Origin of the sequence: Yoonia sp. 208BN28-4 (assembly GCF_037543925.1) — a bacterium.
Classification (GTDB): Bacteria; Pseudomonadota; Alphaproteobacteria; order Rhodobacterales; family Rhodobacteraceae; genus Yoonia.
The window spans coordinates 798,206-824,273 of record NZ_JBBIFY010000001.1; the positions used below are offsets into that span (position 1 = coordinate 798,206).

29 protein-coding genes and 1 riboswitch are annotated in these 26,068 nt (G+C 59.8%); of the genes, 22 read left to right on the forward strand and 7 right to left on the reverse strand.

What is annotated here, in order from left to right; genetic code table 11:
* Positions 1–20: 20 nt before the first annotated feature.
* Complete coding sequence (locus V8J84_RS04100) at positions 21–959, reverse strand: ADP-ribosylglycohydrolase family protein (RefSeq protein WP_339928364.1); 939 nt, start codon at positions 957–959, stop codon at positions 21–23.
* 173 nt (positions 960–1,132) lie between these two features.
* Between V8J84_RS04100 and irrA the strand changes: the two genes are divergently transcribed.
* The 3 genes from irrA to V8J84_RS04115 all read left to right on the forward strand — a co-directional run bounded on the left by irrA (position 1,133) and on the right by V8J84_RS04115 (position 3,033).
* Positions 1,133–1,561 (forward strand): iron response transcriptional regulator IrrA, encoded by a 429-nt coding sequence (irrA, locus tag V8J84_RS04105; protein WP_339928365.1) that lies wholly within the window; start codon positions 1,133–1,135, stop codon positions 1,559–1,561.
* A gap of 117 nt (positions 1,562–1,678) precedes the next feature.
* Positions 1,679–2,446, forward strand: a complete 768-nt coding sequence (locus tag V8J84_RS04110) for a hypothetical protein (RefSeq protein WP_339928366.1) — start codon at positions 1,679–1,681, stop codon at positions 2,444–2,446.
* Positions 2,447–2,508: 62 nt separating this feature from the next.
* Positions 2,509–3,033 (forward strand): REP-associated tyrosine transposase, encoded by a 525-nt coding sequence (locus V8J84_RS04115; RefSeq protein ID WP_339928367.1) that lies wholly within the window; start codon positions 2,509–2,511, stop codon positions 3,031–3,033.
* Positions 3,034–3,049: 16 nt separating this feature from the next.
* Here the strand turns inward: V8J84_RS04115 and V8J84_RS04120 are convergent, their stop codons facing one another.
* Positions 3,050–3,913 carry a hypothetical protein gene (locus V8J84_RS04120; protein WP_339928368.1) on the reverse strand — a complete coding sequence of 288 codons (864 nt, stop codon included), beginning with the start codon at positions 3,911–3,913 and terminating at the stop codon, positions 3,050–3,052.
* A gap of 115 nt (positions 3,914–4,028) precedes the next feature.
* Between V8J84_RS04120 and miaB the strand changes: the two genes are divergently transcribed.
* The 12 genes from miaB (at position 4,029) to V8J84_RS04180 (ending at position 15,308) form a co-directional block, all read left to right on the forward strand.
* Positions 4,029–5,342, forward strand: a complete 1,314-nt coding sequence (gene miaB, locus V8J84_RS04125) for a tRNA (N6-isopentenyl adenosine(37)-C2)-methylthiotransferase MiaB (protein ID WP_339928369.1) — start codon at positions 4,029–4,031, stop codon at positions 5,340–5,342.
* A 205-nt stretch (positions 5,343–5,547) separates the two neighbouring features.
* On the forward strand, positions 5,548–6,108 hold the full coding sequence (locus V8J84_RS04130; protein WP_339928371.1) for an OmpA family protein: 561 nt from the start codon (positions 5,548–5,550) through the stop codon (positions 6,106–6,108).
* 12 nt (positions 6,109–6,120) lie between these two features.
* Positions 6,121–6,453 carry a hypothetical protein gene (locus V8J84_RS04135; RefSeq protein WP_339928373.1) on the forward strand — a complete coding sequence of 111 codons (333 nt, stop codon included), beginning with the start codon at positions 6,121–6,123 and terminating at the stop codon, positions 6,451–6,453.
* 155 nt (positions 6,454–6,608) lie between these two features.
* Entirely contained in the window at positions 6,609–7,619 is a 1,011-nt protein-coding gene (locus V8J84_RS04140) for a PhoH family protein (RefSeq protein ID WP_339928374.1), read from the forward strand.
* Positions 7,620–7,628: 9 nt separating this feature from the next.
* Entirely contained in the window at positions 7,629–8,114 is a 486-nt protein-coding gene (gene ybeY / locus V8J84_RS04145; RefSeq protein ID WP_339928376.1) for an rRNA maturation RNase YbeY, read from the forward strand.
* 45 nt (positions 8,115–8,159) lie between these two features.
* Entirely contained in the window at positions 8,160–9,038 is an 879-nt protein-coding gene (locus V8J84_RS04150) for a hemolysin family protein (protein WP_339928378.1), read from the forward strand.
* Entirely contained in the window at positions 9,031–10,527 is a 1,497-nt protein-coding gene (gene lnt, locus V8J84_RS04155; RefSeq protein WP_339928380.1) for an apolipoprotein N-acyltransferase, read from the forward strand. The genes V8J84_RS04150 and lnt overlap by 8 nt, the downstream gene beginning before the upstream one ends.
* A gap of 38 nt (positions 10,528–10,565) precedes the next feature.
* Positions 10,566–10,614, forward strand: a riboswitch (SAM-SAH riboswitch).
* 7 nt (positions 10,615–10,621) lie between these two features.
* Entirely contained in the window at positions 10,622–11,803 is a 1,182-nt protein-coding gene (gene metK / locus V8J84_RS04160) for a methionine adenosyltransferase (RefSeq protein ID WP_339928382.1), read from the forward strand.
* Between the two features lie 68 nt (positions 11,804–11,871).
* Positions 11,872–12,597: a tRNA (guanosine(46)-N7)-methyltransferase TrmB gene (gene trmB, locus V8J84_RS04165; RefSeq protein ID WP_339928383.1), complete on the forward strand. Its 726-nt coding sequence runs from the start codon at positions 11,872–11,874 to the stop codon at positions 12,595–12,597.
* 88 nt (positions 12,598–12,685) lie between these two features.
* Entirely contained in the window at positions 12,686–14,038 is a 1,353-nt protein-coding gene (gene aroA, locus V8J84_RS04170) for a 3-phosphoshikimate 1-carboxyvinyltransferase (RefSeq protein WP_339928384.1), read from the forward strand.
* Positions 14,039–14,095: 57 nt separating this feature from the next.
* Positions 14,096–14,701, forward strand: a complete 606-nt coding sequence (locus tag V8J84_RS04175; RefSeq protein WP_339928385.1) for a (d)CMP kinase — start codon at positions 14,096–14,098, stop codon at positions 14,699–14,701.
* A 76-nt stretch (positions 14,702–14,777) separates the two neighbouring features.
* On the forward strand, positions 14,778–15,308 hold the full coding sequence (locus V8J84_RS04180; RefSeq protein WP_339928386.1) for a hypothetical protein: 531 nt from the start codon (positions 14,778–14,780) through the stop codon (positions 15,306–15,308).
* Here the strand turns inward: V8J84_RS04180 and V8J84_RS04185 are convergent.
* Complete coding sequence (locus tag V8J84_RS04185; protein WP_339928388.1) at positions 15,305–15,781, reverse strand: hypothetical protein; 477 nt, start codon at positions 15,779–15,781, stop codon at positions 15,305–15,307. The genes V8J84_RS04180 and V8J84_RS04185 overlap by 4 nt on opposite strands.
* Positions 15,782–15,902: 121 nt before the next feature.
* On the opposite strand from V8J84_RS04185, the gene V8J84_RS04190 reads away from it, so the two are divergent.
* From V8J84_RS04190 to trpB, 7 genes are all read left to right on the forward strand, one after another.
* Entirely contained in the window at positions 15,903–16,532 is a 630-nt protein-coding gene (locus V8J84_RS04190) for a CatA-like O-acetyltransferase (RefSeq protein WP_339928389.1), read from the forward strand.
* A gap of 4 nt (positions 16,533–16,536) precedes the next feature.
* Positions 16,537–17,763: a lytic murein transglycosylase gene (locus V8J84_RS04195; protein WP_445285956.1), complete on the forward strand. Its 1,227-nt coding sequence runs from the start codon at positions 16,537–16,539 to the stop codon at positions 17,761–17,763.
* Positions 17,764–18,049: 286 nt separating this feature from the next.
* Positions 18,050–19,732 carry a 30S ribosomal protein S1 gene (rpsA, locus tag V8J84_RS04200; RefSeq protein ID WP_339928391.1) on the forward strand — a complete coding sequence of 561 codons (1,683 nt, stop codon included), beginning with the start codon at positions 18,050–18,052 and terminating at the stop codon, positions 19,730–19,732.
* A 323-nt stretch (positions 19,733–20,055) separates the two neighbouring features.
* Positions 20,056–20,337, forward strand: a complete 282-nt coding sequence (gene ihfB, locus V8J84_RS04205) for an integration host factor subunit beta (RefSeq protein ID WP_339928392.1) — start codon at positions 20,056–20,058, stop codon at positions 20,335–20,337.
* Positions 20,338–20,348: 11 nt separating this feature from the next.
* The gene (locus V8J84_RS04210) at positions 20,349–20,699 is read left to right on the forward strand and encodes a LapA family protein (RefSeq protein ID WP_339928393.1); all 351 of its coding nucleotides are present in this window, start codon (positions 20,349–20,351) and stop codon (positions 20,697–20,699) included.
* Between the two features lie 5 nt (positions 20,700–20,704).
* Positions 20,705–21,352 (forward strand): phosphoribosylanthranilate isomerase, encoded by a 648-nt coding sequence (locus tag V8J84_RS04215; RefSeq protein WP_339928395.1) that lies wholly within the window; start codon positions 20,705–20,707, stop codon positions 21,350–21,352.
* A gap of 124 nt (positions 21,353–21,476) precedes the next feature.
* On the forward strand, positions 21,477–22,709 hold the full coding sequence (trpB, locus tag V8J84_RS04220; RefSeq protein ID WP_339928396.1) for a tryptophan synthase subunit beta: 1,233 nt from the start codon (positions 21,477–21,479) through the stop codon (positions 22,707–22,709).
* Here the strand turns inward: trpB and V8J84_RS04225 are convergent.
* Genes V8J84_RS04225 through pth form a run of 4 tightly spaced genes read right to left on the reverse strand, consistent with a single transcriptional unit; the run spans position 22,706 to position 26,003 of the window.
* A complete protein-coding gene (locus tag V8J84_RS04225; RefSeq protein ID WP_339928397.1) occupies positions 22,706–23,092 on the reverse strand; it encodes a DUF2237 family protein in 387 nt (128 codons plus the stop codon). The two genes, trpB and V8J84_RS04225, sit on opposite strands and share 4 nt — an antisense overlap.
* Positions 23,093–23,096: 4 nt before the next feature.
* Positions 23,097–24,263: a serine hydrolase domain-containing protein gene (locus V8J84_RS04230; RefSeq protein WP_339928399.1), complete on the reverse strand. Its 1,167-nt coding sequence runs from the start codon at positions 24,261–24,263 to the stop codon at positions 23,097–23,099.
* On the reverse strand, positions 24,256–25,308 hold the full coding sequence (locus V8J84_RS04235) for a DUF2332 domain-containing protein (RefSeq protein WP_339928401.1): 1,053 nt from the start codon (positions 25,306–25,308) through the stop codon (positions 24,256–24,258). The genes V8J84_RS04230 and V8J84_RS04235 overlap by 8 nt, the downstream gene beginning before the upstream one ends.
* Positions 25,305–26,003 (reverse strand): aminoacyl-tRNA hydrolase, encoded by a 699-nt coding sequence (gene pth / locus V8J84_RS04240; protein WP_339928402.1) that lies wholly within the window; start codon positions 26,001–26,003, stop codon positions 25,305–25,307. The genes V8J84_RS04235 and pth overlap by 4 nt, the downstream gene beginning before the upstream one ends.
* Positions 26,004–26,068 lie beyond the last annotated feature (65 nt).

A 26,068-nucleotide genomic window follows, 5' to 3' on the forward strand; every position in this document is an offset into this window, starting at 1 on the left:
CTACCTAGCAGACGCAGGTTTCACGGGGCAAGGGCGGTGCAATCGTCCCAGATGCCGCGTGCATCATGTAGTGACAGGACCCATGCAAGCGGGATGCCCTTGGGCGATGCCACGCCGTGCGCCGCGGCCATCACCGCCCCGATCAGGATCGCACGTCCCGCGCTGTCACCACCCGCGCGGTTGTTGCGTTCGATTGCGTCCGCGAAAGTCTCTGCGCGGTGCAGGATGTGAAATGCCAGTGGCCCGCCCATCGGCAAGTGGCAGGCGCGGCCCGTAGTTTCGCCATAAAAGATTGAGTTGGCGGTCTGTGTGTCCAGCGCATCGGTGAGCGCATCGCCAACTTCTCCGGTGGCTCCTTTGGCCACGTCGCGCAGCGCCTCCGACACGGGCGCGCCGCTCAGAACGCGGCCCAGAACGTCTGCAAAAATGGCCGAATATGCCTCTGCCACACCGTTGACGTTGGTGACCTGCATCGCCGCTTGGCGCATGTCGTCCATCTGATCGGTGCTGCCGTAACGGGCCATGATCGCGGGCAGAGTGGCCGTCGCAGGCAACTGATCATCGTCAATGCCGCTTGGCGTTTTCTCATCCGCGATATTGGCCAGCGCGCCGCGCGTCGGGCGGTCGATGTAGCCTGAATACGTGCCGCCAGCGCCAAAATGCGCGGCAAAGGCCTCTGCGTGGGCATCTGTGTCGTAACTGTCCTGCGCATTGATAGAGCGGACCGCCAGCAAAAGCGCCTCTCCGTATTGCGTCAGCATCCCGTTCTCGCGGGCGGCATGGGCGAAATAGCCCATCACATCGGCATAGTTTTCAGCGTCAGGGGTGGTAAACGCCGTACGCCCGTCCTGCCGATCCGCAATCTGGGTCAGGCGCTCAGGCTCGTATATCCAGTGGACGCCCAGACTTGCCGCATCTGCGACCAGCGCGCCCAGAACCATGTTTGCTGCAGTCGACATATCGCTATCTCTCCCCTGTTTGACCGTGCCAAAGGTAGGGCGCAGACCGTCCAAACCCAGATAAAGCCGCGATTTGCGGTGCAAATTGGCCGCAAACCTGCACTTGCGACCCATTTTCATTTGATCCTGTCCCCCAAACCCCCATATGACTGTGGGTGATAAGGGACATCGCAATGCACGACGGACATCAAGACACAGCAATCGCACGCGGCACAAGCTGGCTTGCCAAGGCTGACCTGCGCCCGACACGGCAACGCGTGGCGCTGGCCACATTGTTGGTGGGCGACGGACAAGACCGCCATGTCACCGCCGAAAGCCTGTTTGACGCCACGTCGACTGCTGGTGAAAAGGTGTCGTTGGCGACAGTCTACAACACGCTGCGGGCCTTTTGCGATGCGGGCCTGATGCGCGAGATCACGGTTGATGGCTCCAAAAGCTATTTTGACACCAACATGTCCGATCACCCGCATTTCTATTGGGAAGACACGGCGCAGCTTTCTGACGCGCCCTCTGACCAGCTTGAGATCGCGCGCCTGCCCGGTGCACCCGCCGGAGCAGAGATCGCTTCGGTCGATGTTGTGATCCGTCTGCGCCGCAAATAGCGATCCGCGCAAAGGCCGCGGAAGTGGTCTGGAAATTCCGACCTTGTGACAAAGCCCCGATTGCATGACATTGTCATGCAATTAAACGGCCCTTTTTGCACATACCGGATTTCTGCCATGTCTGTTGATCGCCATCGCGACGAACTTGTCCTGTCTTACACGCGCGTGCGCACCGCCTTGGGGGTGCTGGGTATGATGCTGCCGCTGGTGCTGATCCTTGGTGGCGTTCTGGATGCGCCCCGTGTCGGGGCAGAGACGGGCGGGATCGAACCCACGATCAGCGACTTTTATCACACCACGTATCGCGATGTGTTTGTCGGCACGCTTTGCGCGATTGGCGTATTCCTGATTTCGTACCGTGGCTACCGCCGCGAACCGGGCGAGGTGATTGATGACGATTGGCTGGCCACCATCGCGGGCCTGTCCGCCTTTGGCGTGGCATTCTTCCCCAATGAAGGCGGCGGCGAAGTGATTTCGTCGATGACGCAATATAACATCGGGGTCCATATCACGCCGACGCTGCACTATTTGTCGGCCCTAATCTTCTTTTCCTGCCTGATGATTTTTTGCTTCTACAAATTCGCACGCACCGCCCGTCCCGCGCGCAGGCGCATCTATATGGCCTGTGGCTGGATCATCGTTTTTGCGCTGGTCGCAACGGCAGTGTCGGTGGTGTTCAAGCGATTCATCGGCGGTGCAGGGCGCGAGCTGGTGCTGGACTACAACCTGATCTTCTGGTTCGAGGCGATTGGCATCTGGGCGTTTGGCCTGTCGTGGCTGGTGAAGGGCAAGGCCGATCTGGCATTGGCCCGTGCTGTCAGCCGCAAGCCCCCCGAAAATGCAGTGCGTTCTACGCTTGATGATGAAGACATCGTGCAGAACTAATTTTTTCGCCCGCCATCGCGCATGTTCAAGAGCCGTTAACCCTTTCGGGCGAATGTCGGGGCATGACAGATCATACCCCTCCTTATGCCGCCGGGCGCAGCTATTTCTTTGATGTGCAGCTTGATGATACCGCCCCGATCAAGCTGACCGATCACGTTGATCTTTTGCGCCAGTCGATCCGTATCAGCCAACGTCGCAACCCCTTTGACATTGATGCCGCCGTGGTGCTGCCGCGCCGCGTTTTGATGCTGTGGACCATGCCGGAAGGTGACACCAGCTATTCCGCCCGCTGGCATGTGATCAAGGCAACCTTCCGGCGCCATGCGCCACAGTTTCAGCGCGACATCTGGCAACCGCGCTTTACCGAACACAAGATCCGCACGCAGGTGGATTATGATTTGCACACGCATCTGATCATGACAGCGCCGATCCGTGCGGGGCTGGTGCGTCGCGCGGTTGATTGGCCGTGGTCATCGCTGCATCACAGGGTGCCGGTGTCGGATCATGTCAAAGTGCGCCTGCCACGGCGTATGCCACCAAAGGCCGCGGCGGGATTGCCGTCATGGCTGCTGGATCAGGCGGGCTAGGGGTAGGGGGCTGGTGTCAGAACCATTGCCCCGTTTCCATCAGACCCAGATCAAGCAACTGTTGTGATCCCCATGCAAACTTTTCAGAATTGCGCCACGTAAACGATCCGATCTCTCGGGCGGAACCGGGGTTCCGCTTGAGCGCCTTTGCCGTGCGGAACGAACAGATATTGGCGGTCAGATTGTTGTGCCACGGACAGGCATAGGTGTTGTATTCGGCATCATTGAACGTGTGATCAGGCCGCAATTTCAAGCCCGGCTTTGCGCGAAACAAACCCACGCGGTCAATGCGGCGGCGCTCATAGGGGACGTGCTCTTCAAACCGCCACCGCAAGCCACCGTAAAAATCAAGCTGTCGCTCAAGATAGCCTTGCTCTTTTTCGTGGCGGGCCAAAGCGTAGTAGCCGGATTTGTCCAGGTGGGCGTCGTCGCGTGACACAGCATTGGGCGCGGCTGACAGATCATCGGCGTAAAGATCGACCACGAAAGTCATGATCGTGTCGCGTCGTTCCTCCATGTTGAAGGCGACCATCTCACCCACGCTGCGATGCTCGCAAAACGGATAATACAGATATTCGGCGTTGTAGCCGTAGTAGAACCAGCGCCCGGATGCCGCGGCGATGATAGGGTTCACCACATCTGTCAGCGCGTTGTCTACCATCATATCATGCGCCACACGGTGCACGATGGGGCTGTCGTCGCCCGACCCAACGATATCTTCGGCCCCAATCACAATGACGCTGGCAAACCCGCAGCCGACCTGGTGCGCAATGGTGGATGCGACTTCGACATCATCCTCAAGCAGGATCAGGGCAACCGGACCCTTGGCCAATGCGGCTTTGCCATCGCGCAGAAAGTGGGAAACGTCGGAATAAATCATCGGGCCTGCGGCTGCTGCTTTTGCGCTTGTTTGTCGGTGAAACACCGCCGCATTGCAAGCAAAGCCCGCTTGGCGTAATGACACCGCTAATTCCCGCGAAACCGATGGTGCCACCATGACCACGCCCAAGAAGCTGTTTATCAAGACCTATGGCTGTCAGATGAACGTCTATGACAGCGAACGCATGGCCGAGGCGCTGGGCGGCAAGGGGTATGTGGAAACGCAGACGCCTGATGACGCGGATATGATCCTGCTTAATACCTGCCACATCCGCGAGAAGGCAGCGGAAAAGGTCTATTCCGAACTGGGCCGTTACAAGGATCTGAAGGCCGAAAAACCCGATCTGAAAATCGGTGTTGCAGGCTGCGTGGCGCAGGCGGAGGGCGAAGAGATCATCCGCCGCCAGCCGCTTGTCGATCTGGTGGTCGGCCCGCAGAGCTATCACCGTCTGCCCGCGATGGAAGATGCTGTGCGTACGGGCGTAAAGGCGCTCGACACTGATTTCCCCGATGACGACAAGTTTGAAACGCTGAAATCACGCGGCAAGGCCAAGCGTGGACCAACGGCGTTTCTGACCGTGCAGGAAGGCTGCGACAAGTTTTGCGCGTTCTGCGTCGTGCCTTATACACGCGGGGCCGAGGTGTCGCGCCCTGCCGACCGCATCATCCGCGAGGCGCAGGAGCTGGTCGACGCTGGCGTGCGCGAGATCACCCTTTTGGGCCAGAATGTGAACGCCTATCACGGTCACCCTCAGGGCCTTGCCGGTCTAATCTGGGAGTTGGACAAGATCGACGGTCTGGCGCGCATCCGCTTTACCACCAGCCACCCCAACGACATGGACGACGCGCTGATCGAAGCGCACGGCACCTGTGAAAAACTCATGCCCTACCTGCACCTGCCCGTGCAGGCGGGGTCGGATCGTATCCTCAAGGCGATGAACCGCAAGCACACCGCCGAAAGCTATATCCGCCTGATCGAGCGTATCCGCGCGGCGCGCCCGGACTTGTTGCTGTCGGGCGATTTCATCGTCGGCTTCCCCGGCGAAACCGAAGCGGATTTCGAGGACACGATGAACCTGATCCGCGAGGTCCACTATGGCCAGGCGTATTCGTTCAAATATTCGACCCGCCCCGGCACGCCAGCGGCGGAAAAGCCGCAGCTGCCAGATGATGTGATGAACGACCGCCTGCAGCGGCTTCAGGCGCTTTTGCGGCAGCAGCAGACCGAAACGCAGCAAAGCATGGTCGGCCGTGATGTGAAGGTCCTGTTTGAAAAAGCAGGGCGCGAGGATGGTCAGATGATCGGCAAGTCGGAGTATCTGCACGCGGTTTATGCCGATGCCCCTGCAAGCGTGCTTGGCACTGTCCAGCCGGTAAGAATCGCAGCCGCCAGCCCGAATTCTCTCGCCGGTAAGTTGCAAGCGGATTGACCTAAGGTCACCCTTTTGATGCGGCATCATGGTTAATTCTTGCGCTTAACCATGACTGTCGCTTCATTTGACACAATATATGGCTATTAGTCCTTCCCATGTGTCCGAATGTTGATAACATTAAGGCATTAATGTGTAAGTAGCATGTGACTGCGCAGCACCATGCGGCGCGCGAACGAGCGAGGGATTTATCGTGGCGAATATGATGACAAAGAAAGTCTCGCAAACGGTGTCGGTCATTGCATCAGCGGCGGTAAGCCTTACGATGTTGATGTCGGCACCTTTGCAGGCGCAACAGACGATTGTGGGTGAGGAATACACACCGACGATCTGGATCGACCCGGACGGGTGCGAACACTGGGTGTTCGATGACGGCTTTGAAGGCTTTATGACACCGCACCGCGCACGCGACGGCAGCCCCGTTTGCCGCCGTCAGGAAGTGTGTGGCGTGATCCCGTCAGACACGCTGTTTGCAACAGACGAAGAATGGATCGCCGACGCGGCCAAGACCCAGTTGATGAGCTTTTTCCAGAACGCCAACGCAACCGGTTTCCTGATCTATGGCCACACCGATGCCCGCGCGTCTGACGAATACAACATGGATTTGTCGCAGCGTCGCGCCGATATGGTTTCGCGCATCGCGCAGGCCGCTGGCCAGCGCGTGATCGAAAGCCGCGGCTTTGGTGAACGTCGCCCGGCAGTCGCTGGCAACTCACACGAGGCGTATCGTCAGAACCGCCGCGTCGAAATCATTTGCCTACGGTAAGGAGCAGAACAGATGAAAATGCTTAAAATCACTGCACTGCTGACCGCGGGTCTCTCGCTTTCTGCTTGTGCCGAAGCCATCGTATCCGCCATCGAAGGTGGTGAGCGGACAGGCGCCGAGCGTTCGTTCGACGCGGGCCGCGACGCCAAGCACCTCAGCCAGCTTGTGGCCGGTGTCTGGGTTGATCCAAACGGTTGTGACCACTGGATCATCGACGACGGTATCGAAGGTTACCTGTCCGAGCGTCTGACACCCGATGGACGTCCTGTCTGTACAGGTATCGCGCCACCGAACACGGCCACTGGCCCGTTCCGCGAAGGCACGGATATTCCTGATCCGCTGTAAATTGCAGCGATACGATCTATATGTGAAAGGCCGCGGCGCAAACCGCGGCCTTTTGCGTTGTGCCTGACTGATATGACACCCTGACCGCTTGCGCTGGTCTTGATGTGGCGTCACGATTGGCACATAGGCGTTTATCTTTTGCTAAGGAGAGCTGTTTGGCCAACGGTGCTTTGACGACCCCAAATTCGAACGGAGATGCTGATGTGGCGGAATCGCTCATCGAATTTCCCGATAACCGCCTTCTGATTGATCTGTGCGGTCCCTATGACGCCAATCTTGCCACGATCGAGGATCGTTTGCCGGTGCAGATCATGCACCGTGGCAACCAGCTTGCCGTGATCGGGGAAGAGGCACCGCGCCGCGAGGCGGTCGAGGTGTTGCAATCCCTGTATCAACGGCTGGAATCCGGCAAGACGCTGGAAACGGGCGACGTTGACGCATCTCTGCGCATGACCCCTGCGCCTCCCGAACAGCCCGCGTTGTTCAAGGGCGGTGATTTGTCCCTTCCAGTTGAGATCAAGACCCGCAAAAAGCTGATCGAGCCGCGCACGGACGCGCAGAAGGCCTATGTGCAGTCGCTGTTTGATAAGGAACTGGCCTTTGGCATCGGCCCTGCTGGTACGGGCAAAACCTATCTGGCCGTCGCTGTCGGCGTGAACATGTTCATCAACGGCAAGGTCGACAAGATCATCCTGTCGCGCCCCGCAGTCGAGGCAGGCGAAAAGCTGGGCTATCTGCCCGGTGATATGAAGGACAAAGTCGATCCCTACATGCAGCCGCTTTATGATGCGCTGAACGACTTTCTGCCGGGCAAGCAACTGGCGCGGATGATGGAAGAAAAGATCATCGAGATCGCACCTCTGGCCTTCATGCGGGGTCGCACCCTGTCGAATGCCTTTGTCGTGCTGGACGAGGCGCAGAACGCCACCACCATGCAGATGAAAATGTTTCTCACGCGTTTGGGCGAAAACTCCCGCATGGTGATCACCGGCGACCGCACCCAGATCGATCTGCCGCGCGGTGTGAACTCCGGCCTGTGGGACGCAGAACGCCTGCTGAAGTCCATCCCCAAGATCAGCTTCAACTACTTCACATCCAAAGATGTGGTCCGCCACCCGCTGGTGGCCGCTATCATCGAGGCGTATGAGGCCGATGAAGGGAAGTAATTCCGGCCAATGCTGACCGATCTGAATATCGAAGACCCGCGCTGGGATGACCTCGGACTGGATGATCTAGCGCGCGCGGCCTCTGTGGCGACGCTCGAACGGCTGGGTCTGGAACCATCGGTGTTCGAAATTGCGATCCTTGCCTGCGACGACGCCCGCATCGCCACGCTCAACGCGGATTTCAGGGGTAAACCTGCGGCGACCAACGTCCTGTCGTGGCCATCGGATGAACGCGCCGCAGGGATCGACGGTGAAACGCCACTGCCGCCCGATCCCGCCGATCCGGAACTGGGCGATATTGCCATTGCCTATGAGACCTGCGCAAAGGAAGCGGCAGAGGCGGGCAAGCCGATGGCGGATCACGTCACCCATCTTATTGTGCACGGCACGCTGCATTTACTGGGCTACGACCATGAACGTGACGGTGACGCCACGCTGATGGAAGGCTTGGAAACCGAAATACTTGGCAAAATGGGTCTGCCGGACCCATATTAGGATATCGCCCCGAAATATGCGGGGTTCACAAAGGCACGAAAACGAATGGGCGACAGCACCGACGGGTCCTCTAAAGCAGCGCAAAGCGCGCCGCAGACCGAACCACCACTACAAGAGCGCGGTTTTGTCGCGCGGATATTCGAGGCGCTCAGCCCATCTGCTGATGCCGAAACCCCGATCACCAAAGCACCCGCCCAGCAAACCGCAATGCCCGGTATGCTGAACCTGCGCCGGATGCGGGTCGAGGATGTGGCCGTGCCAAAGGCCGATATCGTGGCCCTGCCTGTCACCACCTCAGAGGACGACCTGATCGCCACGTTCCGCGATAAGGGTCTGACCCGACTGCCCGTCTATGACGGGACTCTGGACACCCCGCTCGGGTTTATTCACCTCAAGGATTTTGCGCTGCAATACAGCTTTGCCAATACTGGCAAGGCATTCGACCTCCAGTCGCTTCTGCGCCCCCTGCAATACGTGCCGCCATCCATGCCGCTTGGCGTGTTGCTGCAAAAGATGCAGGCCGAACGTATCCACATGGCGCTGGTCATCGACGAATACGGCGGCACCGACGGGCTTGTCACCATCGAGGACCTGATCGAACAGGTTGTCGGCGCGATCGAGGACGAGCACGACGTCGAGGAAGAGAAAAGCTGGGTGCAGGAAAAGACGGGCGTTTATATGGCGCTGGCCAAAACTCCGCTGGATGCCTTCGAGGCAGAGATCGGCATGGACCTGACATCGCACGACGAGATCGACGAGGAAGAAGTCGATACACTTGGCGGTCTGGTCTTCATGCTGTCAGGCTCTGTGCCCGCGCGCGGACAGATCATCGTGCATCCCGAAGGGCCGGAGTTCGAGGTGGTGGACGCCGATCCCCGCCGGATCAAGCGGCTGCGCGTGCGCCTGCCACATGCCGATGGCTGACACCTTGGTGCGCCGTTTTGCCGGATGGCACTGGGCCAAGCGCGGCCTGTTGCTTGCCGTGATGGGCGCGATTGCGGGGCTGGGTCACGCACCGGTTGATTGGCCGATCCTGACCGTTCTGGCGCTTGCCGTCTTTCTGGCCTTCCATCGCGGTGTGCCGGACACCCGCACAGCGGCTTGGCAAGGCTGGGCCTTTGGCGTGGGGTATTTCGCCGTCACGCTGCGCTGGATCGTGTCACCGTTTCTGGTGCACATCGAAACCGATGGCTGGATGGCCCCGTTTGCACTGATCTTTATGGCCGGCGGCGCTGCGCTTTTCTGGGCTCTTGCGGGCGGCTTGGCGCAGCGGTTGCGCCCCAACAGCATGACCCTGCTGGCCATTGCGCTTGTGCTGGTCGAGGCGGCACGCGGTTTGATCCTGACCGGTTTTCCGTGGGGTCTACTGGGTCATGTGCTGATCGATACGCAATTTGCGCATCTTGCCGCCTACCTTGGCCCTCATGCGCTGACGGCGCTGGTCTGTCTGGCAGCACTGGGGCTGGCGAAAGCTGCCACCGGGGCCCTACGCGATGGTGCAATCATCGTGCTCTTGGTCGCCGGGCTTTGGCCCGTGCTGGCCCCGACCTATCGCGCGGCACCTGACGATGCGCCGATGGTGCGCCTGATCCAGCCCAACGCCCCGCAGGAACAAAAGTGGGATCCGGCCTTCAGCGGTATCTTCTTTGATCGCCAGCTTGAATATACCGGCGCGGGCGATGCGCCTGATCTGATCGTCTGGCCCGAATCCGCCATCGCAGATCTGCTGAACTATGCCACGCCCTATTTCGAGCAGATGTCGGACGCAGCCCGCGGCGCGCCTGTGATCGTCGGGATGAACCGGCGCGACGAGAACCTGTATTACAACAGCTTTGTCCTGCTCGGGCGCGGCGGGCTGATTGATACGCTTTACGACAAACAGCACCTTGTGCCCCTTGGCGAGTATTTTCCCGGCGGAGAGCTGTTGGCCAGCGTAACTGGCGTCACGCAATTTGCATCAAGCCACGGTGGCGGTTTTTCCGACGGGGCAACCGCGCGGACCATGCAAATCCCCGGCATCGGTCTGATCCGCCCGCTGATTTGCTACGAAGGCATCTTTGCCGAAGAGATCACAACAGACGTGCGCCCGCGCGCGATGGTGCTGATCACCAATGATGCGTGGTTCGGCAAGGATGCGGGCCCGTATCAGCATCTGGCGCAGGCGCGTTTGCGGGCCATTGAGCAGGGCATGCCGATGGTGCGCGTGGCCAACACGGGCGTCAGCGCGATGATTGACGGGCACGGGCGGATTACCGGCCAGATCGCACTGAATACAGCCGGTTACCTTGACGTGCCGCTGCCTGACCTTCTGGACGCCACAGTTTACACAAGATTTGGGGATATCCCGCTTTTGACTGTGATGGTTTTGTTGGGTGCCGGACTTGCCCTGCAACGCCCGCGCAAAACAAGTTGACCCGCCAGACCACACAACCTAACGACGACCAATAACACTTCTTGTCACAACGGCTTCCTGACGTGGCAGGCAATCATCACCGGAGCACGATCCCATGACACGACAAGACTATGTATTCACCTCGGAGTCCGTATCCGAGGGACACCCCGACAAAGTATGCGACCGCATTTCAGACGCAGTGCTTGACGCGTTTCTGGCAGAAGAACCCGAAGCCCGCGTCGCCTGTGAAACATTCGCCACCACCAACCGCGTCGTCATCGGCGGCGAGGTGGGCCTGTCCTCCAAGGATAAGCTGACCGAATATATGGGCCGTGTTGAAGGCATCGCCCGCGAATGCATCAAAGACATCGGTTACGAGCAGGACAAGTTCCATCACGCCACATGCAAGGTGACGAACCTCCTGCACGAACAGTCCGCGCACATCGCCCAAGGCGTTGATGCGGCCAAGGACAAGGACGAAGGGGCCGGCGACCAAGGCATCATGTTCGGTTACGCCACAACCGAAACCGAAGAGCTGATGCCAGCGCCGATCCAGTATTCACACGCGATCCTGCGCCGTCTGGCCGAGGTCCGCAAAGACGGGACAGAGCCAACGCTACGCCCCGACGCGAAAAGCCAGATTTCCCTGCGCTACGCCAACGGTAAACCGGTTGAGGTCACGTCGATCGTGCTGTCCACACAGCACGCGCTGGAAACACAGACCAGCGCCGACATCCGCGCCATTGTCGAGCCGTATATCCGCGAAGTGCTGCCCGAGGGGCTGATCACGGCAAAGACCGAATGGTGGGTGAACCCGACCGGTATCTTTGTGATCGGCGGACCGGATGGTGACGCAGGCCTGACAGGTCGCAAGATCATCGTGGACACCTACGGCGGTGCAGCCCCGCACGGCGGCGGCGCGTTTTCGGGCAAAGACCCGACCAAGGTTGACCGCTCTGCCGCCTACGCCGCGCGGTATCTGGCCAAGAACGTGGTCGCCTCCGGCATGGCCGAAAAATGCACGATCCAGCTGTCCTACGCGATTGGTGTGGCCAAGCCCCTGTCGATCTACGCCGATCTGCATGGCACGGGCGAAGTTGATCCGGCGGCTGTCGAAAAGGCCATTGGGCAGGTCATGGATCTGACACCGCGCGGCATCCGCCAGCATCTGGGCATGAACCGCCCGATCTACGCGCGCACGGCGGCCTATGGCCACTTTGGCCGTGCGCCAGAAGCTGATGGCGGTTTCTCGTGGGAGAAAACCGATCTGGCCGAGGCGCTCAAAAAAGCGGTCTAAGCCGATCAAATGCACGACCAAGACAGGGCAGATTGCGCAAGCGGTCTGCCCTTGCTACATCGCGGCACATGACAAAAGACAAAAACCCTGACCGCCACCCGTCCGGCGCGCCTTGGCGCAATTTTTATGGCCGCTTCAAGGGTCATACGATGCGCGACAGTCAGCAGGCTTATATCGACGAAGATCTGGCGAAGCTGGCACCGGCCAACGTGACGTGGGAAGAAAACCCCGACCGCAACCCGATCGACCTTGATGCGCTTTTTGGCGGCAAAGAGGTCTGGCTGGAAATCGGCTTTGGCGGGGGGGAGCATCTGGTGCACATGGCCGCCCGCAACCCGCAGGTCGGCATCATCGGTTGCGAGCCTTACATCAACGGTGTGGCGATGTTGCTGGGCAAAATCCGGCAGGCGGATGTATCAAACCTGTCCGTCCACCCCGGTGATGCGCGAGATCTGTTTGATGTGCTACCCGATGCAAGCCTGTCGAAAGTCTTTCTGAACTATCCCGATCCATGGCCCAAGAAGCGACACCACCGCAGGCGCTTTGTCACGCCCGAGCATCTGGAACCGCTGCACCGCGTGATGAAACCCGGTGCGGAGCTGCGCGTCGCCACGGATATCAAAGACTACGTTCGGCAAACGCTGGAAGAGGTGCCCAAGGCAGGCTTTGTCTGGACCGCCGAGGCACCCGACGACTGGCGCACCCCTTGGGACGACTGGATTTCCACGCGCTACGAACAGAAGGCGATCCGCGAGGACCGCACACCGCATTATCTTACGTTTCGCCGCACCTGACCCATCGCCACGCGGAATTGCGACAGGGTGATGGACCACTGAACGCCGCTGCGGTAGAGCAGGGCAGAACCATTCGGAGACGCGCCACATGTCCGGCCACGGCACACCTATTCCCATGACATCCCGCCCCTGTGGCCCTTTGACAGGCGACGCGCATGTCCCCGGTGACAAGTCGATCTCGCACAGGTCCTTGATCCTTGGCGCGATGGCCGTGGGTGAGACGCGGATCACCGGCCTGCTTGAGGGCGAAGATGTGCTGGACACGGCCAAGGCGATGCGGGCTTTCGGTGCGACAGTGACAGACCATGGTGAGGGCAAATGGTCGGTGCAGGGTGTTGGTGTCGGCGGCTTTGCCGAGCCTGATAACGTCATCGACTGCGGCAACTCCGGCACGGGTGTGCGGCTGATCATGGGTGCTATGGCGACATCGCCCATCACAGTGACCTTTACCGGTGATGCATCCCTCAACGGGCGGCCCATGGGACGCGTCACTGATCCGCTCGCTTTATTCGGCACACAAGCCGTCGGGCGTGACGGTGGTCGGTTGCCCATGACGCTTGTCGGTGCGGCCGATCCGGTGCCGGTGACTTACACGGTGCCTGTCCCATCAGCGCAGGTGAAATCGGCCGTGCTGCTTGCCGGACTGAACGCACCGGGGCAAACGGTTGTAATCGAGAAAGAAGCGACCCGCGACCATACAGAGCGGATGCTGCAAGGGTTCGGCGCGACATTGACGGTTGAGGATACCGATGATGGCCGTGTGATCACCCTCACAGGCCAGCCGGAATTGCAGCCGCAGGATATTATCGTGCCGCGCGATCCGTCGTCTGCTGCCTTCCCCGTGTGCGCCGCGATCATCACGCCCGGCTCTGACGTGCTTGTGCCCAACATCGGCCTGAACCCCACGCGGGCGGGATTGTTCACCACGCTGCAAGACATGGGCGCGGACCTGACGTTCGAAAACATGCGCGAAGAGGGCGGGGAGCCTGTCGCAGATCTGCGCGCCCGCTACTCCCCCGATTTGAAAGGTATTGCTGTCCCGCCGGCGCGTGCCGCGTCGATGATCGACGAATATCCCGTGCTGTCCGTCGTGGCGTCCTTTGCCACTGGCGTTACGGATATGCAGGGCGTGAAGGAACTGCGGGTCAAGGAAAGCGACCGGATTGACGCGATGGCCAAGGGTCTGCGCGCTGCTGGTGTGCAGGTGGATGAAGGTCCCGACTGGTGGAAAGTCACCGGTCTTGGCGCTGGCAACGTGCCGGGGGGCGCCACCGTGGACAGCGTGCTGGACCACCGCATCGCCATGGCTTTTATGGTCATGGGCATGGCCACGCAAAAGCCGATGAGCGTGAATGACGGCAGCCCGATTGCCACATCATTCCCGATCTTCGAGCCGCTGATGGAGCGTCTTGGCGCGCAGATCGTCCGCTCTGAAAGCTAGGAAATGTCGCGGGTCGGTCACCGGTTTTTGGACGTATAGATCGCAAGGGGAAATATGATGCAGTTTACAGTCGCAATTGACGGTCCAGCCGCTGCTGGCAAGGGCACGATTTCCAAACGTGTCGCGGCAGAGTTCGGCTTTGCCCATCTGGATACTGGCCTGTTGTACCGCGCGGTGGGGGCCAAGGTTCTTGCCGGAGCTGACCCTGTCGAGGCGGCTGAAACGCTTGATCCGGCTGATCTGGACAATGACAGCCTGCGCACACACGACGTCGCACAAGAGGCCAGCAAGGTCGCCGTGATCCCGCAGGTGCGTGCAGCCCTTGTTGCGTTTCAGCACAGTTTCGCCACGCGCGATGGTGGCGCGGTGCTGGACGGGCGCGATATCGGCACGGTCATTTGCCCTGATGCCCATGTGAAGCTGTTTGTCACCGCGTCCGCCGAATGTCGTGCCATGCGCCGCCACGCCGAACTTGCCGGACGGGGCAATGATATCAGCTATGATCAGGTGCTGGCCGATGTGGTTGCCCGCGATAAACGCGACAGCGAACGCGCCGAAGCCCCGATGGTTGCCGCCGATGATGCGGTGCTGATCGACACCTCAGATATGAGCATTGAACAGGCCGTTGCTGCCGCTGTCACGGCTGTCCGCGCGGGGATGTAACAGCGCATCACGCAGGGTTTTAGTGCCTTGCCCCAGACCAGCGGCTAGGCTTGCTGCATCTTGCAGGAGAATGCCGATGCGACCCACCCTTGCCACTGCTGCCCTGATCGCCAGCTTGTTTCTTGCGCCACCCGTTGCGGCACAGGACGCTGACAGCGGTATGACCCTCCCGCGTATGGGCGAGATTGTCATGGCGCTGGATGAAAACGCACAATTCACCGGAAGCGGTTTTCAGTTCACCATTGATGATATTCCGGTGCTGATCGTGGCAGATGCCCGCGCAAACCGGATGCGGGCTATGGTGCCGATCCGCGCTGCTGACGGTCTGACAGCCGAGGAATTGCAGCGCGTGATGCAGGCCAACTTCGACAGCGCACTGGACGCACGCTATGCCATCGCCAACGGCAGGCTGTGGGGGACGTATATCCACCCTTTGCGTGAATTACAGCGCGATCAGTTGATCTCTGGCATCGCCCAGACGGTGAATGTGGCCAAGACCTATGGCACGCTTTACTCCAGCGGTGCCGGACAGTTTGGCGCGGGCGACAGTGGCGATCTTCAGGCGGAACTGCTCGAACGGTTGTTGGAGCAGGGCGAGGATATCTAGCGACGCTGGCACCACGCTGCAAAAGGGATCAGGGTCCAGAATGTAAGACCCGCGATATCATCCGACAGGTTCGGCGCGGTTATCAGGTCAATCGCATCGCCAAGCCGCGAAAGCGCAGTTGCAGGTGAGATCACCCATTGCGCGGGAAGATCAGGAAAAATGATCTGGTAAAAGCTGTAGAAAACCTGCGGTGACACCCCGTAGATCACGGCGAAAATGGCAAGGGCTGCCACGCTATGAAGGATCGCGGCGGCAAGAAACGGCAGCTTTGCAAATGTCGGCGTCAGCTTTTGCGCAATCCATAACACAAGCGCGAGGCCGCTCACCGTTATGGCAATCACGCCCGCCCGTCCGGCTGTTGTCAGCGTCCAGAAACTATCGTCGGCGTAAGGGGACATCAGACCCCCGCGCCACAGCGCCGCGATCGACCCGATGACCAGCGCGCTGCACACGATGACCACGACCGCACGCATTGCCTCAGCCCATCCAGGCGACGTTATCGGCGGTTATGATCCTGAGCGGTGACACTTTCCGGCTCCTGCCTTGTCCTCTTGGCACGCAAATGAAACGGTAGCGCCAAAGCAGGAGGCTGTCATGGCTGAAATCCCCATCGATCTGGCGACATGGACGCGGGCCGCGCAATTCAATCTGTTTCGCACGTATGATCGCCCCCACTATGCCGTGACATCGCGGATTGATGTGACGCATCTGTTGACCATCGCAAAGCCGCGCGGCGTGAGCGCCTATCGCGGATGCCTTTATGCCATCGGGCACGGGTTACACGCCGTCCCTGAACTTTGCATGCGGTTTCGCGACAGCGACGTGGTGCAGCATGACGCCACGCAAATGTCGATGACTGTGCCGCAAGACGCGGGTGGTTTCGGCTACGGCTATGTCGATCACTACGCGGACTTCCCCACCTTCGATGCGGCCTGCGCTGCCGAGATCGCCAAGGTTGCCGCCGGAAAGGGACTGGCCCCCAATCAGGGCGAACGGGACGATCTGGCCTATGTGTCCTGTATGCCGTGGCTGGATTACACCAGTATCAACAACGCACTTCCCGGCCCTGATGATTGCATTCCGCGCGTGTCATGGGGAAAGTTTGTGGATCAGGGCGGCAAGTGGGACATGGCGATGACGCTGGAGGTCCATCACGCATTGGTCGACGGTGAACAGGTCGGCAGCTATTTCGCCGCCGTGCAGGAGGCATTGAATGATCTATAAAGCGATGATCCTTGCGGCAGCCGTTGTCTTGATATGCTGTGCCACGCTCTTGCACGCGCAAGACAGGCGGGCGGTTGAGGCACAGTTCCAAAGCTGGCTGCAAAGCACAGTCTGGCCACGCGCAAGCCAGCGCGGCGTGCCGCGTGCGGTCTTTGACAATGCGTTTAACGGCGTGACCCTCAACTGGGACCTGCCCGATCTGGTGCCCCCCGGCACAACCGCGCAACCCGTCCAACGCCAGTCCGAGTTTGGCGCGCCGTCACGCTATTTCGCGGCAAACACCGTGGGCGGGGCAACGTCCGTTGGCCGCCAGATGGCCCGCACGCACGCCAATACACTGGCCGCAGTTGAACGCGCCACAGGCGTGCCGGGCCGCATCATCCTCGCAATCTGGGGCCGTGAAAGCGCCTATGGCCGTGCTTCCATTCCTTATGACGTGTTCGAGGTGCTGGGCACCAAAGGCTTCATGTCCACCCGCGCGCCCTATTTTACAGACGAATTGGTCGCCGCCTTGCAAATCGCCGCCCGTGGCGATGTGCCAGCGGATGCCATGCGCAGCTCTTGGGCCGGGGCTATGGGACAGCCGCAGTTTATGCCGTCCAACTTTCTGGCCTACGCCGCTGATGGATCAGGCGACGGTCGCGCAGATATCTGGACGTCCGAGGCAGACACACTGGCCAGCATCGCCAACTATCTGGCGCAACACGGCTGGGTGCCGGGCCGCGACTGGGGGTTTGAAGTGCGCGTGCCAGCATCCGTCTCATGCGCGCTGGAAGGGCCAGACCAAGGCCGCCGCATCGCTGATTGGGCCGCCGCAGGCGTGACCCGCGTATCAGGCAACGCCTTTCCAGCCCACGAGATGCAAGGCGTGGGATATCTGATGATGCCAGCGGGCCGCAACGGGCCTGCCTTCATCGTCACACCAAATTTCTATGCGCTGAAGGAGTACAACAAGAGCGATCTTTATGCGCTGTTCGTCGGTCATGTTGGAGACCGCATCCAGTATGGTGTCGGTGATTTCACGGGCCGCTGGGGTGCGATTGACAGCATGCGCCGGTCAGATGTGGCCGCCATGCAGCGCGGGCTTGAGGCACAGGGGCATGACGTGGGCGGTGCCGACGGCCTTGCAGGGTTCAAGACACGCCGCAGCATCGGCCGTTGGCAGGAGGCAACAGGGCAGGCCGCGACCTGCTGGCCGGATGCCGCGATTTTGCGGGCCTTGGCGCAGTAAGGCGACATCGCCTCGCCAGCGACCGCGCACAACCTGACGCATGGTTTGGCGTCAGTTCACGCAGGCAGGAATTGTCTCATCGCCCTTGCTCTGCACGTCAAAACACCCTATAGCGCCCCTGTCGAAGCGTCGAGACAGGCGCGGGCATGAGACTTTGAGCAGGGTTCAGCGCAAGCTGGCCCTGTTGTTTTATTCCCGCTTGCGCGTTTGACCAAACCGAAACCCAAAGACCGTCGGAGACAACCGTTCGGCCCGTATAAACAAACGATTAGGAAACCTACGCCACATGGCTAACAACGTATCTATGGACGAATTCGAAGCCCTTTTGAACGAAAGCTTCGAAATGGACACACCCGCTGAAGGGTCTGTCGTTAAAGGCAAAGTCATCGCTATTGAAGCAGGCCAAGCCATCATCGACGTCGGCTACAAAATGGAAGGCCGCATCGATCTTAAAGAATTTGCAAACCCCGGCGAAGACGCTGAACTGAATGTGGGTGACACTGTCGAAGTGTTCCTGCGTCAGGTCGAGAACGCCCGTGGCGAAGCTGTCATCTCGCGCGAGATGGCCCGCCGTGAGGAAGCCTGGGATCGCCTCGAGAAGGCATATGCCGACGAAGAGCGTGTTGACGGTGCCATCTTTGGCCGCGTCAAAGGCGGCTTTACTGTGGACCTTGGCGGCGCCGTTGCGTTCCTGCCCGGCTCTCAGGTTGACGTGCGCCCCGTGCGCGACGCTGGCCCGCTGATGAACCTCAAGCAGCCGTTCCAGATCCTCAAGATGGACCGTCGTCGTGGCAACATCGTTGTATCGCGTCGCGCGATCCTCGAAGAGTCCCGTGCCGAGCAGCGTGCCGAAGTCATCGGTAACCTTGTTGAAGGTCAGGAAGTTGACGGCGTGGTCAAGAACATCACCGAATACGGTGCGTTTGTTGATCTTGGCGGCGTAGACGGCCTGCTGCACGTGACAGACATGGCATGGCGCCGTGTAAACCACCCCTCCGAGATCCTTGCCATCGGCGAGACGATCAAGGTGCAGGTCATCAAGATCAACAAAGAAACCCACCGCATCAGCCTCGGCATGAAGCAGCTGCAGGACGATCCGTGGGATGCTGTTGAAGCCAAGTATGCGCTTGAGACAACACACACTGGCCGCGTGACCAACATCACCGACTACGGTGCATTTGTTGAGCTGGAGCCAGGCGTTGAAGGTCTGGTGCACGTTTCCGAAATGTCCTGGACAAAGAAGAACGTTCACCCCGGCAAGATCGTGTCCACAAGCCAAGAAGTCGAAGTCATGGTGCTGGAGATCGATCCGGTCAAACGCCGCGTTTCGCTTGGTCTCAAGCAGACAATGCGCAACCCATGGGAAGTCTTTGCAGAGCAGTTCCCTGAGGGCACTGAGGTCGAAGGCGAGGTTAAGAACATCACCGAGTTTGGTCTGTTCGTTGGCCTTGAGGGCGACATCGACGGCATGGTTCACCTGTCCGACTTGACATGGGAAGGCCGCGGCGAAGACGTCATCGGCGATTTCCGCAAGGGCGACGTTGTGAAAGCGAAAGTGGCCGAAGTCGACGTCGAGAAAGAGCGTATCTCGCTCTCGATCAAGGCGCTTGACGGTGATCCGTTCGCAGAAACCATCGACGGCGTGAAGCGCGGTTCGGTCATCACTGTTGAAGTGACCAAGATCGAAGACGGCGGCATCGAAGTTGACTACGAAGGCATGAAGTCCTTCATCCGTCGCTCCGACCTGTCCCGTGACCGTGCCGAGCAGCGCCCAGAGCGTTTCGGCGTTGGCGACAAAGTGGACGTGCGCGTGACAAACATCGACAGCAAGACCCGCAAGCTGGGTCTGTCGATTAAAGCCCGCGAGATCGCAGAAGAGAAAGAAGCAGTGGAACAGTTCGGTTCGTCCGACTCCGGTGCATCGCTCGGCGATATCCTTGGCGCGGCGCTGAAAGGCTCCGACGACTAAGCGCTCCGGCACTGACAATTATGAAGGGCTCCGCAGGAAACTGCGGGGCCCTTTTTCGTGCAGGTCGCCCGGTTTTACGCCCGCCCCCTGCGCAATCGAATCGGACGGTGTGACAGATCAGCGCGGATCAGAAGACACTGCGCGAGCCTGTTTGGGCCTCTTTGATACTGGTCGGACGTCGCTCAACGCCTGAATTTACATCATTTTTCCCGATTTTCCGCTTGCTGCTCTATTTCTTGAAAACGGTTTTGCAGCTAAAGTCGGCTGAGACGCTGCTTAAAAAGTTTGTATTAATACCGCGACAGCCTTTGGGGGGCCTTTAGATGATCCGATCTGAACTGATCCAGAAAATTGCGGATGCCAATCCGCATCTCTATCAGCGCGATGTCGAAAAGATCGTGAACACCATTTTCGAAGAAATCATTGATGCCATGGCCAAAGGCGACCGGGTTGAACTGCGCGGCTTCGGCGCGTTCTCGGTCAAAAAACGCGACTCGCGCATTGGACGGAACCCGCGTACTGGTGAAGCGGTTAATGTCGAAGAGAAACATGTGCCGTTCTTTAAGACCGGTAAACTGCTGCGGGACCGTCTGAACGGCGGGTAAATGAGGACCTGATGAAAACCATTCGCTACGCCTTCTGGGCCGTTATCGGCCTGTGTCTGATCCTGATCGGACTTGCCAACCGTGAGATCGTATCCGTGTCCGCCATGCCGCGCGCTGTTGGCGACCTGCTTGGCATTTCGCCGGACATCAACTTGCCGCTGTTTGTGGTGATGTTCCTTGGCGTTGGCGCTGGTTTGCTGATCGGGTTTCTGTGGGAATGGGTGCGCGAGCATCACGTCCGCGCCGAAAAGCGCGCGAAAGAGCGTGAAGTCCGCGATCTGCGTGCCGAGGTCAACCGCCTGAAAAGCGAAGGCAAGGGCGATCAGGATGATGTGCTCGCGCTGCTGGACAAATCAGCCTAGCCCCTATGCCGACCCAAACACGCGTTAAAATTTGTGGCCTGCGGGACCGCGCCGGGCTTGATGCGGCCGTGTCGGCGCGTGCCCATTATGTCGGTCTGGTCTTTTTTGCAAAATCACCGCGGCATGTTGATGTCGCCGATGCCGTGACGCTTGCGCAATCCGTGCCAACGGGCATCGCCAAGGTCGCGCTTGTGGTAAACGCGGACAATGCCATGCTTGACCATATCGTGGATGCTGTGCCGCTTGATATCCTGCAACTGCACGGATCCGAGACCCCTGAACGGGTGGTCGAGATCAAGTCACGCTATGGTCTGCCTGTGATGAAGGCCGTTGGAGTGGCCACGGCTGATGACCTTGCAAACCTTGATACCTACGCCGGTGTCGCCGATCAGTTGCTGGTCGACGCCAAACCGCCGAAGGATGCCACCTTACCCGGCGGAAACGGGCTAGCCTTTGACTGGCAGCTCATCGCGGGCCGCAGGTGGCCTGTGCCGTGGATGCTGGCGGGCGGTCTAACGCCTGACAACGTGGCAGAGGCGGTCCGTCTGACAGGGGCGGCTCAGGTTGATGTATCGTCTGGCGTGGAAAGCGCGCCGGGCGTGAAAGATGCAAAGCTGATCGCCGATTTCTGCGCCGCCGCGCGCGCTGATTAATCCACCGCGTCGGCTTTCGGGTTTCGTATACAGTCGCCGCGCAGACGTCTGACGAAACGCCGCACTTTACGATCCAGATCGGTGCATATACTGCTGATCTGCGCACTCAAAAGGGACAGTCGTCATGGCAAACGATCTATTCAATACATTCATGGCCGGACCTGATGAAAATGGCCGTTTCGGCGATTTTGGTGGCCGCTTTGTGTCTGAAACACTGATGCCGCTCATCCTTGAGCTGGAAGAGCAGTACGAGCACGCCAAGACCGACGACAGCTTCTGGGCCGAGATGCACGATCTGTGGACGCATTACGTTGGCCGCCCCAGCCCGCTTTATCACGCCGAACGCCTGACCGAGCATCTGGGTGGCGCAAAGATTTACCTCAAACGTGATGAGCTGAACCACACCGGTGCGCACAAGATCAACAACGTGCTGGGCCAGATCATCCTTGCCCGCCGCATGGGCAAGACGCGCATCATCGCCGAAACGGGTGCAGGTCAGCACGGCGTTGCGACCGCAACTGTCTGTGCGAAATTCGGCCTCAAGTGTGTGGTGTATATGGGCGCACATGACGTCGAGCGTCAGTCGCCCAACGTGTTCCGCATGCGCCTGCTGGGTGCCGAAGTGGTGCCTGTCACATCCGGTCGCGGCACGCTGAAAGACGCGATGAACGACGCTCTGCGCGATTGGGTCACTAACGTGCGCGATACGTTTTACTGCATTGGCACGGTCGCTGGTCCTCACCCCTATCCTGCGATGGTGCGCGATTTTCAGGCCATCATCGGCAAGGAAACCAAAGAGCAGATGCAGACCGCCGAAGGCCGTCTGCCGGATACCATCATCGCCGCGATTGGTGGCGGGTCCAACGCCATGGGCCTATTCTTTCCGTTCCTTGACGACAAAAGCGTCAACATCATCGGGGTCGAGGCTGGCGGCAAGGGCGTGAACCAGAAGATGGAACACTGCGCGTCCCTGACAGGCGGGCGGCCCGGCGTTTTGCATGGCAACCGCACCTATCTGTTGCAGGACGATGACGGGCAAATCCTCGAAGGGTTCTCGATCTCGGCCGGTCTGGATTATCCGGGCATCGGGCCAGAGCACGCATGGCTGCATGAAATCGGCCGCGCTCAATACGTATCGATCACCGACAAAGAGGCGCTGGATGCGTTCCAGCTTTGCTGTTCGCTTGAAGGGATCATTCCCGCGCTGGAGCCGTCACACGCGCTGGCCCACGTGATGAAGATCGCGCCTGATCTGCCGTCCGATCACCTGCTGGTGATGAATATGTGCGGACGCGGCGACAAGGACATCTTCACCGTGGCCAAGCACCTTGGCTTCGAGATGGGCGACTTTGCTTAAAGGGCGCTATCATCATCGGTGGCGTATAGCCGCAGGACATCAATCGGAACAATCTCAAGCGCACGCACATGGGTCGCCGCAAGGTTGACCCGTGGCGCGCAGCCTTCGTCATGGGCCTGCAAAAAGCGCGACGCGCACAGACACCACCCGTCACCGGGGTTCAGACCTGCAAAGCCGAACTCCGGCCGCGGCGTGCTCAGATCGTTGCCGACGTATTTTGAATAGGCCAGAAACTCTGCTGTCATCTCGGCGCAGACGGTGTGGCTTCCGTTGTCAGCCGCACAGGTGTCGCACGCGCCGTTGCGGAAAAAACCGGTCACTGGCGCAGTGGAACAGGTGGCAAGCGGGCCGCCCAAGACGTTAAATGACGGATCTTTTTCCATGGGATTACTCCAGGCTATCCGCGATCGCGCGGAACATGTCTTCGTTCTGGCGACCAACGCCCGCTTCGCGGAACTGGCGGTCGGCGGCGGTTGTGGCAATCACGATATTGCGGGCGCGGTCAATCCAGATGTATTGCCCGTAGATGCCGCGCGCCATGACCTGACCTAGACCGCTTTGGGGCGGAATCCACCACTGATAACCATAGCCATGTTCATCCGTTTCGGTTGGGGCCGACGCGCGTGTGGACACGTCAATCCAGCCGCCCGGAACGATCTGCTGACCATTCCACTGCCCGTCCTGCGCAATCATCTGACCGAAACGGGCGTAGTCGCGGGTGGTCAGGTTTAGCCCGCCCAGCACAAAGGCCACGCCAAAGCCGTCGGTCAGATAATAGGGATCAGCCTCAAGCCCCAATGGGCTTATGATTTTCTCTGACAAAAGATCGGCCACGCTGCGGCCTGTCGCGCCACGGATCACCATGCCAATGACGTGCGTATCAATCGAAACATACTGCCAATCCGTGCCCGGCTCCGCGAAGGTTTCGGTCAGGCCCGCGGCGAAGTCATCCATTGAGCCACCCAACGCGAGGACCCGCCCCATGCGGTTGATATCGCTGTCGTAGTCCAGATAATCCTCATCGAACGTAACTCCCGATGACATCTGCAAGACATCACGGATGCTGGCGTCGTCGTAGGCCCCTCCGGCCAGCGATGGCGCGTATTTTGTGACCGGATCATCAAGGCTTGCGATCTGCCCCTCGGCCAGCACCACGCCGACCAGCGCGGAGAGAAAGCTTTTCGCAACCGACCAGCTGATCCGACGGTCGCCCGCTTCTGTGCCAAGGTAATAGTCCTCGAACACGACCTGACCGCGATGCAGCACCACAAGGGATGTGACGCTGCGATCCGCAATCCAGTCGGCGGCATCATCCGGCAGCTGCATGGCCGGACCTGCCGGCAACGGCACCACGTCGCCGGACCCGCGCGGCACCGGCACATTTAGAAATGCCGCATCCATGTTCGAAAAGTTGTCCACGATGCGATCTTCGGCAAAAAGGCTGTTGACGGCCAGCAACCGTCCGATCTCTTCGCGTTTCCACAGGCCGACGACCACTGCGGCCACCGCCAGCGCGATGATGATCCGCAAGGCCCATTTGAAGAATTTACGCATGTGAAGCTCCTTTGGGGGTGGCCTGCCATTGCACCCAACGCCCGTGAAAATCGACGCGCCCCAGCGCGATGGTCTTGTTCTCCGGCCAGATGCGCAGCGTCAACGCAGCCCCCGGCGTGCCATCATCAGGCTCCATCCCCAACCAAGCGAGCGGTCTGTTAGGCGTGGCGTTTTCACCGGCCTGAACGATCAGCCGTTCGCCACGCGCCTGAACATCTGCCGGAAAATACTGCCAAGCGATCGTGTGATAGATCAGATGTAGCGTATCGTCAGGTTGATCCAGATGATTGGCAAGCCAGTCTATCGCATCGGCCTGTGCCACGGCGGTTTCGTTGATCGCTATGGCGGCACCTGTCAGGGTCAGTCTGTCCGGCTGGTCCGGCCAGAGATAGGCACGCAGCCGCAATGCATCGTCAGGGTCGCGCGGGTTCAGCGGGTTAAGATCAACGCCGCGCCGCGCCACGATACGCGGCTGTGCCTGTGGCGGCAGCGGGCCGCTCCATTCGGGCCTCAGCACGACATCGGCGGCTGACGGTCCGAACCTTTGGGCGGCGATCTCAAGCGCGAAATGGTCCCACATCAGGTTGAGGCCGCCACTTGCGCCCAATTCGCTGGTTTGTATCGGCAAACCGTAGTGATCGGTCAGCCAGTTACCGGCAGCAATCAAAGCCGCAGAACGGCGCACTTCGTTGGTTTGTGGCGGGCTGTCGATCCAGCGGTCGATGAAGGCTTCATGCGTGATGCACGCGGCGCTTACGGCTTCCCACAAGGTAGCGTCATCAACGCTGTGTGGCGGATAAATGGCATCAAGTGCGGGATCGCCCTTTAGCTTGAGCGCATGAAGTGCCCCACATAGGCGTAACGGCACTGACGCGCCACGCGGCGACAGATCACCGTCCCATGTGTAAATCCGGTGGCGAAGCGCCGTGTCAGGCAGTGGGCGCGTCGCGAAAAGCCCGCAAAGCTGCGCCATGAAGGGTGACCCCAGATCGGCACAGGCGCGCGCCTGATAGGCAAAGGCCTCCGCGACATGCGCGGGGATCATTTGAAGCGGTCCACCAGCTTTTGCATCGCGCTGCGGGTATCTTTTTCGGGCATTGGGGCGGGCTGCTCATCGGCCCTGACAGGCCGCTTCGCCTTGTCGGGCTTCGCAGTGCCGGTAGAAGGGCGGGGCGGCGCGGTGCGCAGGGCAACGGCGTTTAGAAATTTGCCACTATCGCCAGCAATCAACTGCGCGATCCCGTCGCTGATGCCGCGTAATTCATCATCCAGCCAGTCCTGATCGGCCTTTGCAAAATCGTGCAGGACATAGCTGGGCACCTTGTCCTTGTGGCCGGGATGACCGATGCCAAGCCGCACGCGATCATACTCCGGCCCGATATGCCCGTGGATCGACCGCAAACCGTTGTGACCTGCGTGACCGCCACCTGTTTTGACGCGCAATTTACCGGGCGCCAGATCAAGTTCGTCGTGGAATACGATCACATCGGCAGGGTCCAGCTTGTGAAAGCGCATCGCCTCGCCCACGGCCTGTCCGCTGAGGTTCATAAATGTGCCGGGCTTGAGCAGGATCACCTTGTCAGAGCCAAAGCGCCCCTCGCTGACCTGACCCTGAAACTTGGACCGCCACGGCGTAAAGCCGTGATCCTCTGCGATCCGGTCAAGGGCCATAAAGCCGATGTTATGTCTGTTCTGCGCGTATTTCGCGCCGGGATTGCCAAGGCCAACGATCAGTTTCATGCCGTCCAGCGTAAGCCATGCGCAAGGGCAGGGCCACACGAAAAAGGGCGCCCGAAAGGGGCGCC

What these genes read in the sequence shown, in the direction of transcription:
- V8J84_RS04235 (WP_339928401.1), bottom strand. Translation starts at nt 25,308, where the DNA reads ATGATCCCCGCGCATGTCGCGGAGGCCTTTGCCTATCAGGCGCGCGCC.
- lnt (WP_339928380.1), top strand. Translation starts at nt 9,031, where the DNA reads ATGGCTGACACCTTGGTGCGCCGTTTTGCCGGATGGCACTGGGCCAAG.
- V8J84_RS04120 (WP_339928368.1), bottom strand. Translation starts at nt 3,913, where the DNA reads ATGATTTATTCCGACGTTTCCCACTTTCTGCGCGATGGCAAAGCCGCA.
- miaB (WP_339928369.1), top strand. Translation starts at nt 4,029, where the DNA reads ATGACCACGCCCAAGAAGCTGTTTATCAAGACCTATGGCTGTCAGATG.
- metK (WP_339928382.1), top strand. Translation starts at nt 10,622, where the DNA reads ATGACACGACAAGACTATGTATTCACCTCGGAGTCCGTATCCGAGGGA.
- V8J84_RS04190 (WP_339928389.1), top strand. Translation starts at nt 15,903, where the DNA reads ATGGCTGAAATCCCCATCGATCTGGCGACATGGACGCGGGCCGCGCAA.
- V8J84_RS04230 (WP_339928399.1), bottom strand. Translation starts at nt 24,263, where the DNA reads ATGCGTAAATTCTTCAAATGGGCCTTGCGGATCATCATCGCGCTGGCG.
- V8J84_RS04150 (WP_339928378.1), top strand. Translation starts at nt 8,160, where the DNA reads ATGGGCGACAGCACCGACGGGTCCTCTAAAGCAGCGCAAAGCGCGCCG.
- V8J84_RS04135 (WP_339928373.1), top strand. Translation starts at nt 6,121, where the DNA reads ATGAAAATGCTTAAAATCACTGCACTGCTGACCGCGGGTCTCTCGCTT.
- irrA (WP_339928365.1), top strand. Translation starts at nt 1,133, where the DNA reads ATGCACGACGGACATCAAGACACAGCAATCGCACGCGGCACAAGCTGG.
- V8J84_RS04210 (WP_339928393.1), top strand. Translation starts at nt 20,349, where the DNA reads ATGAAAACCATTCGCTACGCCTTCTGGGCCGTTATCGGCCTGTGTCTG.
- pth (WP_339928402.1), bottom strand. Translation starts at nt 26,003, where the DNA reads ATGAAACTGATCGTTGGCCTTGGCAATCCCGGCGCGAAATACGCGCAG.
- V8J84_RS04180 (WP_339928386.1), top strand. Translation starts at nt 14,778, where the DNA reads ATGCGACCCACCCTTGCCACTGCTGCCCTGATCGCCAGCTTGTTTCTT.
- trpB (WP_339928396.1), top strand. Translation starts at nt 21,477, where the DNA reads ATGGCAAACGATCTATTCAATACATTCATGGCCGGACCTGATGAAAAT.
- V8J84_RS04100 (WP_339928364.1), bottom strand. Translation starts at nt 959, where the DNA reads ATGTCGACTGCAGCAAACATGGTTCTGGGCGCGCTGGTCGCAGATGCG.
- V8J84_RS04130 (WP_339928371.1), top strand. Translation starts at nt 5,548, where the DNA reads ATGACAAAGAAAGTCTCGCAAACGGTGTCGGTCATTGCATCAGCGGCG.
- ybeY (WP_339928376.1), top strand. Translation starts at nt 7,629, where the DNA reads ATGCTGACCGATCTGAATATCGAAGACCCGCGCTGGGATGACCTCGGA.
- ihfB (WP_339928392.1), top strand. Translation starts at nt 20,056, where the DNA reads ATGATCCGATCTGAACTGATCCAGAAAATTGCGGATGCCAATCCGCAT.
- rpsA (WP_339928391.1), top strand. Translation starts at nt 18,050, where the DNA reads ATGGCTAACAACGTATCTATGGACGAATTCGAAGCCCTTTTGAACGAA.
- V8J84_RS04195 (WP_445285956.1), top strand. Translation starts at nt 16,537, where the DNA reads ATGATCCTTGCGGCAGCCGTTGTCTTGATATGCTGTGCCACGCTCTTG.
- aroA (WP_339928384.1), top strand. Translation starts at nt 12,686, where the DNA reads ATGTCCGGCCACGGCACACCTATTCCCATGACATCCCGCCCCTGTGGC.
- V8J84_RS04115 (WP_339928367.1), top strand. Translation starts at nt 2,509, where the DNA reads ATGACAGATCATACCCCTCCTTATGCCGCCGGGCGCAGCTATTTCTTT.
- V8J84_RS04110 (WP_339928366.1), top strand. Translation starts at nt 1,679, where the DNA reads ATGTCTGTTGATCGCCATCGCGACGAACTTGTCCTGTCTTACACGCGC.
- trmB (WP_339928383.1), top strand. Translation starts at nt 11,872, where the DNA reads ATGACAAAAGACAAAAACCCTGACCGCCACCCGTCCGGCGCGCCTTGG.
- V8J84_RS04175 (WP_339928385.1), top strand. Translation starts at nt 14,096, where the DNA reads ATGCAGTTTACAGTCGCAATTGACGGTCCAGCCGCTGCTGGCAAGGGC.
- V8J84_RS04185 (WP_339928388.1), bottom strand. Translation starts at nt 15,781, where the DNA reads ATGCGTGCGGTCGTGGTCATCGTGTGCAGCGCGCTGGTCATCGGGTCG.
- V8J84_RS04225 (WP_339928397.1), bottom strand. Translation starts at nt 23,092, where the DNA reads ATGGAAAAAGATCCGTCATTTAACGTCTTGGGCGGCCCGCTTGCCACC.
- V8J84_RS04215 (WP_339928395.1), top strand. Translation starts at nt 20,705, where the DNA reads ATGCCGACCCAAACACGCGTTAAAATTTGTGGCCTGCGGGACCGCGCC.